Source organism: Paractinoplanes bogorensis, assembly GCF_018829635.1.
Taxonomy (GTDB): Bacteria; Actinomycetota; Actinomycetes; order Mycobacteriales; family Micromonosporaceae; genus Actinoplanes; species Actinoplanes bogorensis.
The window spans coordinates 394,261-409,885 of record NZ_JAHKKG010000001.1; the positions used below are offsets into that span (position 1 = coordinate 394,261).

Consider the following 15,625-nt stretch of genomic DNA (forward strand, 5'->3'; position numbering starts at 1 on the left):
ATTTCACCGGCAACACAGAAGCACGGAGAACATGGCGCTCGATCAAGAGACCAAGACCAAGATCATCGACGAGTACAAGGCGCAGGACGGCGACACCGGGTCGCCCGAGGTGCAGGTCGCGATGCTGACCAAGCGGATCGCCGACCTCACCGAGCACCTCAAGACTCACAAGCACGACCACCACAGCCGTCGTGGTCTGCTGCTGCTGGTCGGCCGTCGCCGCCGACTGCTCAACTACGTTCAGAAGAAGGACATCGCGCGCTACCGGACGCTGATCGAGCGTCTCGGCCTGCGCCGATGATTTGACGGGGGAGTGGCCGACGGCTGCTCCCCCGCGCTGTAAACCCACGGACCCGCGCGGTAAGCAGGCGAGCCACCGGTCCTCGGTAGTGGTACCCAGGCAGACACCACATCCTGGGCACTTCGATCGAAGACCGGCAGCCTAACCGCGTTGTGCAGACCGCCGGGTCCTCGACGAAGGAGTACCGCACCACATGACAGAGCAGAACACCGCTCTCGGCACCGAGTTCCGCACCGCCGTGATCGACAACGGGTCGTTCGGCACTCGCGAGATCACGTTCTCCACCGGCCGCCTCGCCAAGCAGGCCGCCGGCTCGGTCATCGTCCAGCTGGGCGAGACCGTCGTTCTCTCCGCGACCACGGCCAGCAAGCAGCCGAAGGAGCACTTCGACTTCTTCCCGCTGACGGTCGACGTCGAGGAGCGCATGTACGCCGCGGGCCGCATCCCCGGCTCGTTCTTCCGCCGTGAGGGTCGTCCCAGCGAGGACGCCATCCTCACCTGCCGCCTGATCGACCGGCCGCTGCGCCCGTCGTTCACCAAGGGCCTGCGCAACGAGGTCCAGGTCGTCGAGACCGTCCTCGCGCTCGACCCGCAGCACCCGTACGACGTGGTCGCCATGAACGGCGCCTCGATGTCGACCAAGCTGTCCGGCCTGCCGTTCAGCGGCCCGATCGGCTCGACCCGCGTCGCGCACATCGACGGCCAGTGGGTCGCGTTCCCGACCCTCGAGGAGCTCGAGCGGGCCACCTTCGACATGGTCGTGGCCGGTCGCGTCGTGGGTGACGACGTCGCCATCATGATGGTCGAGGCCGAGGCCACGCCGCACGCGATCAAGCTGATCGCCGCCGGCGCCACCGCGCCGACCGAGGAGGTCGTGGCGAGCGGTCTCGAGGCCGCCAAGCCCGCCATCCGCGAGCTCTGCCGCGCGCAGAGCGAGCTGGCCGAGGTCGCCTCGAAGCCGGCCGTCGAGTTCCCGGTCTTCCTGGAGTACCAGGACGACGTCTACTCGGCCGTCACCGAGGCCGTCCGGGCCGAGACCGCCGAGGCCCTCAAGATCGCCGCCAAGCAGGAGCGCGAAGAGGCCCTCGACCTGGTCAAGGCCAAGGCCCACGAGCTGCTCGACGAGCGCTTCGAGGGTCGCGAGAAGGAGATCAGCGCCGCCTTCCGCTCGGTCACCAAGAGCGAGGTGCGCCAGCGCGTGCTGCGCGAGCAGATCCGCATCGACGGCCGCGGCCCCCGTGACATCCGTCCGCTGACCGCGCAGATCGGCATCCTGCCCCGCGTGCACGGCTCGGCCCTGTTCGAGCGCGGCGAGACCCAGATCATGGGCGTCAGCACGCTGAACATGCTGCGCATGGAGCAGGCGCTCGACACCCTGGCGCCGGAGAAGTCCAAGCGCTACATGCACAACTACAACTTCCCGCCCTACTCGACCGGTGAGACCGGCCGGGTGGGTTCGCCGAAGCGCCGCGAGATCGGTCACGGCGCGCTGGCCGAGCGGGCCCTGGTGCCGGTGCTGCCGACGCGCGAGGAGTTCCCGTACGCCATCCGTCAGGTCTCCGAGGCGCTGGGCTCCAACGGCTCGACGTCGATGGGCTCGGTCTGCGCCTCGACCCTGTCGCTGCTGAGCGCCGGTGTGCCGCTGAAGGCCCCGGTCGCCGGCATCGCCATGGGCCTGATCTCGGACGAGGTCGACGGCAAGACGCAGTACGTCGCGCTGACCGACATCCTGGGCGCCGAGGACGCGTTCGGCGACATGGACTTCAAGGTCGCCGGCACCAGCGAGTTCGTCACCGCCCTGCAGCTGGACACCAAGCTCGACGGCATCCCGTCGGACGTGCTGGCCGGTGCCCTGCAGCAGGCGCACGACGCCCGCGCCACGATCCTGGGCGTGATGGAGGCGGCGATCAGCTCGCCCGCCGAGATGTCGGAGTACGCCCCGCGCGTCACCTCGGTCAAGATCCCGGTCGACAAGATCGGCATGGTCATCGGCCCCAAGGGTCAGACGATCAACGCGATCCAGGACGAGACCGGCGCCGACATCTCCATCGAGGACGACGGCACGATCTACGTCGGTGCCACCAACGGCCCGTCGGCCGAGGCCGCGGTCGAGCGCATCAACGCGATCGCCAACCCGACGCTGCCCAAGGTCGGCGACAAGTTCCTCGGCACGGTGGTGAAGACGGCCGCGTTCGGCGCGTTCATCTCGCTGCTGCCCGGCCGCGACGGTCTGCTGCACATCTCCAAGGTGGGCGACGGCAAGCGCGTCGAGAAGGTCGAGGACTTCCTCAACGTCGGCGACAAGGTCGAGGTGTCCATCGCGGACATCGACGCCCGCGGCAAGATCTACCTCGACAAGGTCCGCCCCGAGGGCGCGGAGGCCCCGGCCCCCGCGGAAGGCGCCTCCGAGGGTGGCCGTCCGCCGCGTGAGCCCCGGGGTGACCGTGGCGAGGGTGGTGGCGAGCCCCGCCGTCGCCGGTCCCGCCCGAGCGGTGACCGTGGCGAGCGCCGCGACTAATCACAGGTGACAGCGACATCGCGCGGGTCGGCCAATCGGCCGGCCCGCGCTCTTACCCAGACTTTGCACGAGGGTGCGAAGCGCACAACGCTGCCCAGCGGCCTGCGCATCGTGACCGAAGCCATCCCGACCACCCGCAGCGCCTCGCTCGGCGTCTGGGTCGGCATCGGCTCGCGCGACGAGACGCCGGCCATGTCCGGCGCCTCGCACTTCCTCGAGCACCTGCTCTTCAAGGGCACCCACAAGCGCACCGCGCTGGAGATCTCGTCCGAGATCGAGGCCGTGGGCGGCGAGACCAACGCCTTCACCACGAAGGAGTACACCTGCTACTACGCGCGGGTGCTCGACGCCGACCTGCCGCTCGCGGTCGACGTGCTCTGTGACGCGGTGGCCGACTCGATCCTCGAACCGGCCGACGTCGAGACCGAGCGCGGCGTGATCCTCGAAGAGATCGCCATGCACGAGGACGAGCCCGGCGACGAGGTGCACGACGTCTTCACCGAGGCGATCTTCGGTACGCACCCACTGGGCCGGCTGATCTCGGGGACCGAGGAATCGATCACCCCGATGACCCGCAACCAGATCAACGGGTTCTACAAGCGGCGCTACACGGCCCCGCACATCGTGATCGCGGCCGCGGGCAACCTCGACCACGCCACGGTCGTGCGTCTGGTGCGCAAGGCCCTGGCCGGCACGGCGCTCGACTCGGGTCCGGCCGAGCCCGCCGGACCGCGTACGGGAGCAAAGAAAGTGCCCACCCAGAAGCCGCACACGGTGGTCCGCAACCGGGACACCGAGCAGGGCCACCTGGTGCTCGGCGGGATCGGCATCGGCCGCCGGGACGAGCGCCGTTTCGCCCTCGGGGTGCTCAACAACGTGCTCGGCGGAGGCATGTCGAGCCGCCTGTTCCAGGAGATCCGCGAGAAGCGGGGCCTGGCCTACTCGGTCTATTCGTACGCGAGCCAGTACGCCGACGCCGGCCTGTTCGGGGTCTACGCCGGCTGCGCACCGGGCAAGGTCGAGGAGGTGCTCGATCTCACCCGCACCGAACTCGAACGGGTGGCGGCCAAGGGCGTCACGGCCGAGGAGATCGCCCGGGGAAAGGGCATGGTCAAGGGTTCGTACGTGCTCGGGCTCGAGGACACCGGCTCGCGGATGAGCCGCCTGGCCAAGTCGGAACTGCTGTACGGCGAGCTCATGGGGGTCGACGAACTGCTGGCCCGGGTCGACGCGGTCACGCCGGACGAGGTCAACACGATCGCGGCCGACCTGTTCGCCCAGCCGATGTCCCTGGCCGTGGTCGGACCCTTCGACGAATCCTCGTTCGTGGTCCCCCGCTAACCTTGGACCCCGTGACGACGCTGGAGACCCCACCGCCGCCGACCCCCGCCATCACGCCCGACCAGCGCAAGCGCCGGATCATCGGGATGCTGGTGTGGGCGGCGGCCTTCGCGGTGTTCGTGTGGCTGGTCGGCCTGCCGACCAGCGACCCGCTCGCCGCCTTCGGCTGGCTCTGGCTGGCCACGATCGCGTGGCGCAACTATCTGCCCTGGCGCGAGCACCTGCTGTTCCTGCGCGACTGGGGTCCGGTCGTGGTGTTCCTGATCGGCTACAACGTGTCCCGGGGCGCGGCCGACAAGCTGTTCGACCCGCACGTCACGCCGCTGATCAACGCCGACGTCGACATGTTCGGGTGGTTCACCGGCGGTCAGATCCCGACCGTCTGGCTGCAGCAGCACCTGTACGACGCCAACCACGTCCCCTGGTGGGAAGTGGTCATCACGATCGTCTACACGTCGCACTTCCTCACCGTGCCGACCGTCGCCGTGGTGCTGTGGCTGCGCAGCCGTCAGCTGTCCTACCGCTTCATCCGCCGCTGGATCACGCTGAGCTTCGCCGGCCTGATCACCTACTTCCTCTACCCGGCGGCCCCGCCCTGGTGGGCCTCGGAAAAGGGTTACCTGCCCGACCACGTCGAGCGGTTCTCGACCCGGGGGCTCGACGTGATCGGGCTGCACGGCGCCGGCAACACCCTCAACGCGCTGCAGGTCGAGCAGTCCAACCCGGTCGCCGCCATGCCGTCGCTGCACACCGCGTACGCGATGATGGCGGTCGCGTTCTTCCTGCCGATGGTGGCCCGGAAGTGGTGGCCGCTGCTGTTCGCCTATCCCCTCGCCATGACGTTCACGCTGGTCTACACGGGCGAGCACTACATCATCGACGTGCTGGTCGGCTGGCTCTACGTGGCGATGACGTTCCTGGTCGTCGGCTTGGCCGAGCGCTGGTGGGCCCGGCGCAAGGCTGCGATAAATTACTCGGGTGACAAACCAACCTGATTCGATCCGCGTCGGCGTTCTCGGAGCCCGGGGCCGCATGGGCCTCGAGGTGTGCAAGGCGGTCGACGCCGCGAGCGACCTGGAACTGGTCGCCATGATCGATCAGGGTGACGAGCTGTTCTCGGCCTCCGACGCCGGCGCCCAGGTGTTCGTCGACTTCACCACCCCCGACGTGGTGATGGAAAACCTGCACTGGGCGATCGAGCAGGGCATCAGCATGGTCGTGGGCACCACCGGCTTCAGCGAGGACAGGCTGGCCGAGGTACGCGGCTGGCTCGACAAGGCGCCTGGCGTGGGAGTGCTGATCGCCCCCAACTTCGGGCTCGGCGCGGTGCTGATGATGCAGTTCGCGACCCGCGCAGCGCGTTACTTCGAGTCCGTCGAGATCATCGAGCAGCACCACCCGCGCAAGCTCGATGCCCCCAGCGGCACGTCGACCCACACGGCAAGGCTAATCGCGCAGGCCCGGGCCGAGGCGGGTGTCGGCCCGATGCCCGACGCGACCAAGGACGAGATCGACGGCGCACGTGGGGCCGACATCGACGGGGTGCGAGTTCATTCCGTACGCGCGTCCGGGCTGGTCGCCCACCAAGAGGTGCTGTTCGGGTCGCTCGGCGAGACGCTGACGATCCGCCACGACTCACTCGACCGGGTGTCCTTCATGCCCGGCGTCCTGCTGGGTGTCCGCAAGGTCCGCGAGCACCCCGGCCTGACCGTCGGCCTCGACTCATTTCTCGATTGAGATCGCGTCGGACAGACCGGTCAGTCTGCCGTCGGTGAAGGTGACCGGGCGGCCGGCGATGACCAGGCCGGTCACGGTGGGGGCGTCGGGGAGCGGGCGCAGGCGGACGACGCCGTTCGGGATGTCGGGGTCGAGGCCCAGCTGCGCCTGCACGATCAGCACCGACGCGGCGGCCGCCCAGGCCTGCGGGTGACACGACGCCGGGTAGGGCATGGGCCGGTTGATGTCGGAGCGCGCGTCCCCGGCGTAGAGCTCGGGCAACCGGAAACCGAACGCCTCGCCCGCGCTCAGCAGACCGTCGATCAGTCGCTCGGCCTCGGCCGCGAACCCGGCCCGGGCCAGCCCGGCGGCCACGATCGCGGTGTCGTGGGCCCACACCGAACCGCAGTGGTAGGACAGCGGCGCGAACCCGCCGTCGTCGGCCGACATCGTGCGCAGCCCGTAGCCGCCCGACATGCCCTCGGAGGCGAGCGCCGCCGCGACCCGGGCCTCCTCGCTGGCGGTCAGGATGCCGGTGCCCAGCAGATGCCCGATGTTGCTGGTCAGAGAGTCGACCGGGCGCTTGTCGCGGTCGAGCGCGAGGGCCGGATAGCGGCCACCGTCGACCCAGAAGGCCTCGCGGAAACGAGACGCCAGGCGTTCCGAGAACAAACGCCACCGAGGGGCACCGGAGAGACCGAACGCGTCGAGCAGGGCGGCACCGTCGAGCGCGGCCCGATAGGCGTACCCCTGCACCTCGGCCAGCGCGATCGGCCCCTCGGCGATCCGGCCGTCGTGGAAACGCACCGCGTCGTGCGAGTCCTTCCAGCCCTGGTTGGCCAGGCCGCGACCGGTGGCGTCGAGGTATTCGAGGAAGCCGTCGCCGTCCGGGTCGGCGTGCTCGCCGAGCCAGCCCAGCGCCGCTTCGAGGGCGGGCATCAGCGCCGCGATCTCGGCCGGATCGTGGCCCCAGCGCCAGGCGTCGTGCAGCAGGCTGATCCAGAGCGGGGTGGCGTCGATCGTTCCGTAGTAGACGGCGGGCAGTCGCCCCTCGACCTCGACGTCCGAGCGCCGCAGCTCGTGCATGATCTTGCCGGGGGCCTCGCCGGTCTCGGGGTCGATCTTGGTGCCCTGGCGGCGGGCCAGCACGCGCAGTGTGCCCACGGCCAGCTCGGTGCCGAGCGGCAGCATCATCCGGGCCGCCCACAGGCTGTCCCGGCCGAACAGCGTCAGATACCAGGGGACGCCCGCGCCCAGGAAGGTGTCGCCGTCGTCGATCGCGGTGGTCAGGCGCAGGGCGGCCAGGTCGTCGAGGGACTGGTCGAGCAGGCGGGTCAGCCGCCGGTCGGGGCCGGTGACGACCGGGCGGGCGAAGTCGCCGCGGGGGCCGGGGAACATCACCGCGTGCGGGTCGTCCACGTCGAGCGACCACTGAAGGACCACCGAGCCGCCGGGCGGGATCGTCACCGTGCGGTGGAGATCGCCGGTGATGCGTACGGGAAAATCGCTTTTGTCCGAAAAATCGACGGAGCCGGACTTGACCGCGTCGATCGGCGCCAGATCTGAGGCCGTGGAAAGCATGAACGAGGCAGTCACCGGGGAGGAGGCGGTCGACGACAACGTGATCGTCTCGTCGAGGCCACCCGGCCGCACCCGCCGCAGGCGATCGACGCGAACCGTGGGATCGGGACCGGGATTGCCCAGCCAGCGCGCCAGCGAGACGAAGCGCGTCGCCCCCGGACCGGCCTGCGCGTGCCCGATCGGCTCGGGCTCACGGCCGTCGAGGTGCAGCACGGCCAGCGACAACACCCGCCGGTCGGCGTGGAAGACCCCCTGCACGCCGGCCGCCCGGATCTGACCGTCGGGCCCGGAGAGCGCCGACGTGGGCGCGGCCAAAGTGGGCACCAGATCGTGCAGAAGCGGCTGGAGAGACAAGAGAACCCCAAGGGTTGACACCGGGCCGGGGTGCAGGCAAAGTGCGAAACAACCCCGAAACTTGATCGATCCAATCCTGCCCTATCCGAATTTGATCGTTCAAGACCTAGAGAGGCACTATCTCGGTGGAAAAGGTGACGATCGCGACCGTGGCCCAGCGGGCCGGGGTCTCCCGCCAGACCGTGTCCAACGTGATCAACACGCCGGACGTGGTGCGCGAGGAGACCCGGGAGCGGGTCCGCGAGGCGATCAGCGCGCTGGGCTACCGGGTCAACCAGGCCGCCCGTCAGATGCGTACGGGCCGGTCGCGCCTGATCGCCGTACGCATCGAGCCGGCCCGCGACGGCATCAACGGCTCGGTGCTCGACCGGTTCCTGCACGGGCTGACCGACGCCGCGGGGCTGGCCGGCTATCGGGTCATGCTCTACACCGCCGACGGCGACGACGCGGAGATCGCTACGTACGACGAACTGCTGAATGCCTACGACCTCGACGCGTTCGTCCTGACCAGCACCCACCACGGCGACCCGCGTACGTCGTGGCTCGCCGCCCGAGATGTCCCGTTCGTGACCTTCGGCCGACCGTGGGGCGCCCCCGAGACGCACTCCTGGGTCGACATCGACAACGCGGCCGGCACCGCCGCCGCCACCGAACACCTGCTCGCCGCCGGCCATCAGCGGATCGGGTTCCTCGGGTGGCCGGCCGGCTCCGGTGTCGGCGACGCCCGGCGCGAGGGCTGGCATCGGGCGCTCGGTCCATGGGGGCCGGTCGGCGAGGCCACCGACGGCGTGGAATCCGGTGCCGTCGCCGCGCGCAAAATGCTGCAGAACGACCCCCCGACCGCGATCGTCTGCGCCAGCGACTCCCTCGCCCTCGGCGCCCTCCAGGCCGCCCGCGAACTGGGCCGGGAATGCGCGGTGATCGGCTTCGACGACACCGCCGTGGCCCGGGCGATCGGCCTGACCAGCGTGAGTCAGCCGCTGGCGGAGGCGGCCGGGCGCTGCATGGATCTGCTCCGCGAGCTTCTCGACGGCCACGCGCCGTCGCACCCGACGAATGTCCTGCTCCCACCATCCCTGGTCGTCCGGCAGACGGCCTGAATCCCCCTGGAGACCCCCATGAGAAGAAAGCTCTACGGCGCCGCCCTCGCCGCCGTGCTGGTCGCGACGAGCGCGTGCGGCAGCGGATTCGACGACAACGGTTCGGCCACGACCCAGCAGAGCGCCGGGCCGGCCGACCTCAAAATCATGATCGCCTCGTCCGGCGACGCCGAGACCAAGGCCGTGCAGGACGCGGCCGCGGCGTGGGCCACCAGCAGCGGCAGCAAGGCCACGGTGACCCCGGCTCAGGACATCGTGCAGCAGCTCGGACAGGCGCTGGCCGGAAGCACCCCGCCCGACGTGTTCTATGTGGACGCCGCCCGGTTCGCCGATTATGCGTCTGTCGGCGCGCTGGAGCCGTACGGGGAAAGCTTTGCCGGGGTTGATGCCTTTTTGCCGAACCTGCGGCAGAGCTTCACCTATGACGGCAAGCTGTACTGCATCCCCAAGGACACCTCGACCCTCGCGCTGCAGATCAACACCGACCTGTGGGCCAAGGCCGGACTGACCGACGCCGACATCCCGACCACCTGGGAGCAGTTGCGGTCGAGCGCCGAGAAGCTCAAGGCCAAGGGCATCACGCCGCTGGCCATCGGCGACACCCGCGACCGTGTCGGCGCCTTCCTGGTGCAGGCGGGCGGCTACTGGGTGAGCGCGGACGGCAAGCAGGCGACCGGTGACACGCCGCAGAACGTCGAGGCTCTGACCTATGTGCAGGGGCTGCTCAAGGACGGTCTGGCCAAGTATCCGAAGGCGATGGACGCGGGCTGGGCCGGCGAGGCGTTCGGCAAGGGCAAGGCGGCGATGGCGATCGAGGGCAACTGGATCAAGGGTGCGCTCAAGGCCGACTTCCCGAACATCAAGTACACGGTCAAGGAACTGCCGGCCGGGCCCAAGGGCAAGGGCACGCTCAGCTTCACGCAGTGCTGGGGTGTCGCCGCCAAGAGCCAGTTCAAGCAGCAGGCGGTCGCCTTCGTGCAGGCCATGACCAGCGCCGACCAGCAGCTCAGCTTCAGCAAGGCGTTCGGCGTGATGCCGTCGCGGCAGGACGCGCAGGCCACCTACCAGAAGGACAACCCGGACGACGCGGCGTTCGTGGCCGGCGCCCAGTACGCGCAGGGCCCGGTCAACGCGCCCAAGATGGACAGTGTGCTGGCCGACCTCGACTCGGGTCTGCAGGGGCTGCAGAACGGGAGCCCGGCGACGGTGCTGCAGCGCTTCGACAAGAACGCCAAGACGGCTCTGGGCGGCTGATCTTGCCCTTCGTGAAAGGCATCCGCGGCAACGAACAGCCGGCCGGCTGGCTGTTCGTTGCCCCGGCCGTGCTCATTCTCGGGCTGTTCATGCTGCTGCCGATTCTGATGGCGCTGTGGGTCAGCCTCACCCGCTGGAACGGGCAGGGGAGTCCGTTCACCGGTGACGTGCCGTTCGCCGGGCTCGACAACTACACGCGGCTGTTCACCGACGAGGGCCTGACCCGCCAGGACTTCATGACCAGCATCCGGAACAACGCCTACTACGTGTTCTTCGTGGTGCCGATCCAGACCGTGCTCGCGCTCGGGCTCGCCCTGATCGTCAACAATCGCCTGCTCAAGGGCAAAGGCTTTTTCCGTACGGCGTTCTACTTCCCCTCCGTCACGAGTTCGGTGGCGATCAGCGTCGTCTTCCTGTTCATGTTCGCCAACGGTGGGGCGATCAACGCCATTCTGTCGGTCTTCGGGATTCAGGGGCCGCAGTGGTTCTCGGATCCGCGCGGGCTCCTGCATCTCTTGTTCGAGAAGCTGGGCGTTTCGCCGTTCCTGACCGACAGCGGCGTTTTCGGACTGTCGTGGTGGGACTGGCTCTCCGGACCCAGCGTGGCGATGTGCGCGATCATCTCGCTGGTCGTCTGGACCACCTCGGGCACGTTCATGGTGATGTTCCTGGCCGCCCTGCAGAACGTGCCGGTCCAGCTCGAAGAGGCCGGGATGATCGACGGCGCCAACCGCTGGCAGCGCCTGCGGCACATCATCCTGCCCCAGCTGCGCCCGACCCTGTTCCTGGTGATCACGCTCGGACTGATCGGCACCTGGCAGGTCTTCGACCAGATCTACGTGATGAGTCAGGGCAACCCGGCCAAGACCACGCTGACCCCGGCGTTCCTGTCCTACCGCACGGCGTTCCGCGACTTCGACTACGGCTCGGGCGCCGCCATCTCGTTCGTCCTGTTCCTCATCATCGTGGTGCTCACCCTGATCCAGCGCCGGGTGACCCGGGAGCGTGACTGATGATCCGCACGCTGACCTCGCGTTTCCTGGGCTACGCGATCCTGATCTTCTTCGCCCTGGTCTTCCTCTACCCGTTCGTCATCCAGATCGCGAACTCCTTCAAGAGCGAGGCCGACGCGGCCGACAATCCGCTGTCGCCGATTCCGTCGCCGATCGAGACCGATTCCCTCGTACGCATCTTCGAAGGCACCGGATTCCCCACCTGGCTCGGCAACTCGGTGCTGGTCAGCGTCGTCGTGACGCTGGGCCGGGTGGCGTTCGCGTCGATGGCCGGCTATGCCCTGTCCCGGCTGAGGTTCCGCGGCCGTACGTTCCTGTTCGGCGGCCTGCTCGCGATGATGGCGGTGCCGCCGGTCGTGCTGCTCATCCCCAAATTCCTGGTGCTCAACCAGCTCGGCATGTACAACAGCTACGCCGGGCTGATCGTGCCGCTGCTGGTCGACGCGACCGGCGTCTTCGTGATGAAGCAGTTCTTCGACTCGGTGCCGGTCAGCGTCGAAGAGGCGGCCCGCATCGACGGCGCCGGCTCGTTCCGGATGTTCTGGTCGGTGGTGCTGCCGATGGCCCGGCCGGCCCTGATCACGCTGACCATTCTGATGTTCACCGGTTCGTGGAACGAGTTTCCGCACACCCTCGTCTCGGTGCAGGACCCGGGTCTGTTCACGCTGCCCCGCGGCCTGGCCGACCTGGTGAGCGGCTCGCTCGGGGCCGGGACGCAATATCCGCTCAAGCTCGGCGCGGCCCTGCTGGCGACCATTCCGGTGGCCGTCATCTTCGTGATTTTCCAGCGTTACTTCGTGCGCGATGCGGCCGCGGGTGCGGACAAAGGCTAGATTGCCTGGCTGTGAACCAGCTATCCGTCCGCGGCCGGGGGATCCGGGTGTTCGCCACCCTGATCGCCGGGGCGCTGCTGCTCGCCGGCACCCTCTGGGGCACCGACGACGACTTCCCGTTCGGGCCGTTCCGCATGTATTCGACGGCGCCCGACCCGAACGGGGACGCGCGCGACACCCGGGTCGAGGGTGTCGATGCCGACGGCCGGACGGTGGCGATCACCGAGGGCAACAGCGGCATCCGGCGGGCCGAGATCGAGGGACAGCAGCAGGCGTACGTGGATGACCCGGCCCGCCTCGACCAGGTGATCACGGCGTACGAGGAACACTCGCCGGCCGCCCGGCCCCTGCGCACCGTCCGCATCGTGATCCGCTGGCACGGCATCGAGCACGCCCGGCCCACCGGCACCTGGCGGGACGAGACCGTCGCGGAATGGACCCGCCCATGAAGTGGCTGTTCGCGCCGGTCCCGCTCGGCCGGGTCGCCGTCTTCCGGGTGCTGGTCTACGTCTTCGTGCCGCTCGACCTGGTGGTCTTCACGCCGTGGGTGCGGTCGCACGCCAACACGCCCGGTGACCTCTACGAGCCGCTGCTGGTGGGCCGTCTGCTCCCGCTGCCGACGCCGTCGCACACGTTGGTGTGGGCGGTTTTCTGGGCACTGATTGTTTTGTCATCATTGGCGGCTTTGAACAAAGCGCCCCGCATCCTGGGCTGGGCCGTCTTCGCGCTCTACTTCGAGTGGATGATCATCGCGATGAGCTACGGCAAGGTCGATCACGACCGGGTCGGGCTGCTGGTCGCGCTGGCCGTGCTGCCGACCGTCGGGAAGGCCCGGTTCGGCGACAAGACGCTCTCCGAGGCCGCCGGGTGGGCGCTGCGGGTCACCCAGATCGCCGTCATCTGCACGTATTTCCTGGCCGCGTGGGCCAAGCTCCGCTTCGGCGGCTTCGACTGGGTGACCAGCGCGGTGCTGGCCCAGGCGATCATCCGCCGGGGCACGTGGCTGGCCGATCACATCGCCGTGGTGCCCGGCCTGCTCATCGCGGCGCAGGCCGGGATCATCGCGTTCGAGCTGCTCAGCCCGCTGATCTTCGTCATCCCGCAGCGTTACCGCTGGATGGGCGTGGTCTTCTTCTACTCATTCCACGTGATGACGTTCTCGATGATCACGATCTCGTTCGCGCCGCACCTGGTGGCCTTGGCCAGCTTCCTGCCGTTGGAGAAAATTCGCTTTTCCCGTACGCCTCGTCGACTGGAACAAACGCACCAGGACGGCACCGCTGCTTCGCCCGGCTGAGTGCAACACCGGGCCGTAGCGCCCGACCGGGATGTTCCCGGTGGTCAGGCTCCAGTGCCATAGAGCGCGTCGCGCTGGGCCTGCGGCAACGAGCAGGCCGCCGTGCCGCCGGGCAGCATGTGCCGGTGCTCGGCGATCCACCGGTAGGCCGGCCAGGCCGCCAGCCGCACCGGCCCGATCTGCAGCGCGCTGCCGGCCAGCTGCCACGCGCGGCCCGCGTCGCGCAGCATCAGCGCGATCGCGTCGGGGCCCGCAGCGGTCGCGCCGTCGGTGCCGACCCACTGCACGGCCTCTTCGCACTGCTCCGTCGTGAGGCCGAGCGCGTCGAGGTCGGCGAACTGCCAGGGGACGACCCGGGCGTGGGTCGGGATGCGCGTCTCGATGAACTCGGCGCACGTCGTGCAGAACGAGCAGTCACCGTCGTAGACGAAGGTCGGCGTGGTCATACCGCTATTCTCCCGCTTCGATGTCGACGGACACATGCAGCCGCAGCTGGGGGACGAGCATGTCGTCGACGTCGAGCGCGCGGCCGGCGCCGTCGGGCTCCCAGCCGGCCGAGGTCAGGAACTTCTGCATCGCCTTGTCCTGCTCGTAGGCCCAGGCCACGGCGTACGAGAAATGGTCGTCGCGCCAGTGGGTGACCGCCGCCGACAGCAGCCGGCTGCCGTGCCCGCGCCGGCCCCAGCGGGGCTCGACCAGCAGGTCGGTGATCGCGGCCACGTTCTCGGGCAGCGGCGGCTCCTCGGGCGCCAGCGCCTGCTCGTCGGCCGGCCCGAACGCCGCGAAGCCGACCGTGCTCGACGCCGTCTCGCTCTGTTCGACCGCGACCAGCACACGATGCCGCTCGCTGGGCGGCCGCTCGATCGCCTCGGTCCAGCCGCGGGCCAGGTAGGCCACGTCGAGGTTGGCCAGCACGTGGGCCGGGAACATGCGCCGGTAGGCCGAGCGCCAGGTGTCGAGCTGGATGCGGGCGATCTCGGCCGCGTCGTCGGGACGGGCGGGACGCACGAAGCCGATTGCCATGCGGGGAGCCTACCCAGCCGCCGTGGCGCGCGATTTTGTCGTACCCCTGCTCTAACGTGCTCGTCGATGGCTGCTGACTCTCTCTCCGTCGCGCAGGCTCGCCGGGTGACGCTGGCCGCGCAGGGCTTCGCCGACCCCAAACCGGGCGGCGCGACCGACATGCGTCACCTCCGTCGGGTGCTGCGCCGCGTCCACCTGATCCAGATGGATTCGGTCAACGTGCTGCAGCGGGCCCACTTCATGCCGCTCTACAGCCGCCTCGGGCCCTATCCGGTCGAGCTGCTCGAGCGGGCGGCCTACCGCAAGCCCCGCGATCTGTTCGAGTTCTGGGGTCACGAGGCGTCGCTGATCACCACCGACCTGCAGCCGCTGTTCCGCTGGCGCATGTCGCGGGCCGCCGAGCTGGCCTGGGGCGGCATGCGCCGGGTGGCCGAGGATCAGCCCGAGCTGGTCGAGCGGGTGCTCGGCGTGGTGCGCGACCGCGGGCCGATCACCGCGGCCGAGATCGAGCACGACGAGCCCCGCCGCAAGGACAACTGGGGCTGGAACTGGTCGGCGGTCAAGCAGGCCCTCGAGTGGCTGTTCTACACCGGCCAGATCACCGCGGCCGAGCGCACCACGTCGTTCGCCCGGCGCTACGACCTGCCCGAGCGCGTGCTGCCGCGGGCGGTGCTGGAGGCGCCGACCCCGGCCCCGGTCGACGCGTTCCGGGCCTTGGTCGAGCTGTCCGCGCGGGCGCTGGGCGTGGCCGCCGAGCCCGAGTTGCGCGACTACTTCCGCCTCCCGGTCGACGGTTTCAAGCAGGCCGTGGCCGAGCTGGTCGACGATCGGGTGCTGCTGCCGGTCAGCGTCCCCGGGTGGAAGCAGCCGACCTATCTGCACCACGAGGCCAAGCTGCCCCGCTGGGTGCGCGCCGCCACCCTGGTCAGCCCGTTCGACCCGCTGATCTGGGAACGCAACCGCACCGAGCGGCTGTTCGGCATGAACTACCGGATCGAGATCTACGTGCCGGCCGCGCAGCGTCTCTACGGCTATTACGTGCTGCCGTTCCTGCTCGGCGACCAGCTGGCGGCCCGGGTCGATCTCAAGGCCGACCGCAAGACCGGCCGCCTGCTCATCCCGGCCGCGTGGCTCGAGCCCGGCGCGGACCAGGACGAGACGGCCGATGCCCTGGCCACCGAGCTGCACCGGCTGGCCGGCTGGCTGGGCCTCGACGAGATCATGCCGCCGGAGCGGGGCGATCTGGCCGGCCCGCTGACCGCGGCACTCAAGAGCCGGGCCGGTGTACCGTGAC

At 69.4% G+C, this 15,625-nt stretch carries 15 protein-coding genes; 12 read left to right on the forward strand and 3 right to left on the reverse strand.

Annotated elements, in window-relative coordinates:
- The first annotated feature begins 31 nt into the window (after positions 1-31).
- From rpsO to dapB, 5 genes are all read left to right on the forward strand, one after another.
- Positions 32-301, forward strand: a complete 270-nt coding sequence (rpsO, locus tag KOI35_RS01910; protein ID WP_215784229.1) for a 30S ribosomal protein S15 — start codon at positions 32-34, stop codon at positions 299-301.
- A 193-nt stretch (positions 302-494) separates the two neighbouring features.
- A complete protein-coding gene (locus KOI35_RS01915) occupies positions 495-2,819 on the forward strand; it encodes a polyribonucleotide nucleotidyltransferase (protein WP_215784230.1) in 2,325 nt (774 codons plus the stop codon).
- Between the two features lie 6 nt (positions 2,820-2,825).
- Entirely contained in the window at positions 2,826-4,160 is a 1,335-nt protein-coding gene (locus KOI35_RS01920; RefSeq protein WP_215784231.1) for a M16 family metallopeptidase, read from the forward strand.
- An 86-nt stretch (positions 4,161-4,246) separates the two neighbouring features.
- Positions 4,247-5,155, forward strand: coding sequence for a phosphatase PAP2 family protein (locus KOI35_RS01925; protein WP_215784747.1), 909 nt, complete (start codon positions 4,247-4,249; stop codon positions 5,153-5,155).
- Positions 5,139-5,897 (forward strand): 4-hydroxy-tetrahydrodipicolinate reductase, encoded by a 759-nt coding sequence (gene dapB / locus KOI35_RS01930; RefSeq protein WP_215784232.1) that lies wholly within the window; start codon positions 5,139-5,141, stop codon positions 5,895-5,897. The genes KOI35_RS01925 and dapB overlap by 17 nt, the downstream gene beginning before the upstream one ends.
- Here the strand turns inward: dapB and KOI35_RS01935 are convergent.
- Entirely contained in the window at positions 5,883-7,781 is a 1,899-nt protein-coding gene (locus KOI35_RS01935; RefSeq protein ID WP_308120735.1) for a glycogen debranching N-terminal domain-containing protein, read from the reverse strand. The two genes, dapB and KOI35_RS01935, sit on opposite strands and share 15 nt — an antisense overlap.
- A gap of 164 nt (positions 7,782-7,945) precedes the next feature.
- Here KOI35_RS01935 and KOI35_RS01940 point away from each other — a divergent pair, with 164 nt between their 5' ends.
- From KOI35_RS01940 to KOI35_RS01965, 6 genes are read left to right on the forward strand one after another with little or no spacing between them, the layout of a single operon-like run.
- The gene (locus KOI35_RS01940; RefSeq protein ID WP_308120737.1) at positions 7,946-8,911 is read left to right on the forward strand and encodes a LacI family DNA-binding transcriptional regulator; all 966 of its coding nucleotides are present in this window, start codon (positions 7,946-7,948) and stop codon (positions 8,909-8,911) included.
- Between the two features lie 18 nt (positions 8,912-8,929).
- On the forward strand, positions 8,930-10,165 hold the full coding sequence (locus KOI35_RS01945; protein WP_215784235.1) for a sugar ABC transporter substrate-binding protein: 1,236 nt from the start codon (positions 8,930-8,932) through the stop codon (positions 10,163-10,165).
- Between the two features lie 11 nt (positions 10,166-10,176).
- The gene (locus KOI35_RS01950) at positions 10,177-11,178 is read left to right on the forward strand and encodes a carbohydrate ABC transporter permease (RefSeq protein ID WP_215784236.1); all 1,002 of its coding nucleotides are present in this window, start codon (positions 10,177-10,179) and stop codon (positions 11,176-11,178) included.
- Positions 11,178-12,011: a carbohydrate ABC transporter permease gene (locus KOI35_RS01955; protein WP_215784237.1), complete on the forward strand. Its 834-nt coding sequence runs from the start codon at positions 11,178-11,180 to the stop codon at positions 12,009-12,011. The genes KOI35_RS01950 and KOI35_RS01955 overlap by 1 nt, the downstream gene beginning before the upstream one ends.
- 11 nt (positions 12,012-12,022) lie before the next feature.
- Positions 12,023-12,460: a hypothetical protein gene (locus tag KOI35_RS01960; protein ID WP_215784238.1), complete on the forward strand. Its 438-nt coding sequence runs from the start codon at positions 12,023-12,025 to the stop codon at positions 12,458-12,460.
- Complete coding sequence (locus tag KOI35_RS01965; RefSeq protein ID WP_246612501.1) at positions 12,457-13,308, forward strand: HTTM domain-containing protein; 852 nt, start codon at positions 12,457-12,459, stop codon at positions 13,306-13,308. The genes KOI35_RS01960 and KOI35_RS01965 overlap by 4 nt, the downstream gene beginning before the upstream one ends.
- A gap of 44 nt (positions 13,309-13,352) precedes the next feature.
- Here the strand turns inward: KOI35_RS01965 and KOI35_RS01970 are convergent, their stop codons facing one another.
- Together KOI35_RS01970 and KOI35_RS01975 are read right to left on the reverse strand one after the other, a co-directional pair.
- Entirely contained in the window at positions 13,353-13,754 is a 402-nt protein-coding gene (locus tag KOI35_RS01970) for a thiol-disulfide oxidoreductase DCC family protein (RefSeq protein WP_215784239.1), read from the reverse strand.
- Between the two features lie 4 nt (positions 13,755-13,758).
- Positions 13,759-14,331 (reverse strand): GNAT family N-acetyltransferase, encoded by a 573-nt coding sequence (locus tag KOI35_RS01975; protein WP_215784240.1) that lies wholly within the window; start codon positions 14,329-14,331, stop codon positions 13,759-13,761.
- A gap of 66 nt (positions 14,332-14,397) precedes the next feature.
- Here KOI35_RS01975 and KOI35_RS01980 point away from each other — a divergent pair, with 66 nt between their 5' ends.
- Positions 14,398-15,624, forward strand: a complete 1,227-nt coding sequence (locus tag KOI35_RS01980; RefSeq protein WP_215784241.1) for a winged helix-turn-helix domain-containing protein — start codon at positions 14,398-14,400, stop codon at positions 15,622-15,624.
- The last annotated feature ends 1 nt before the right edge of the window (position 15,625 follow it).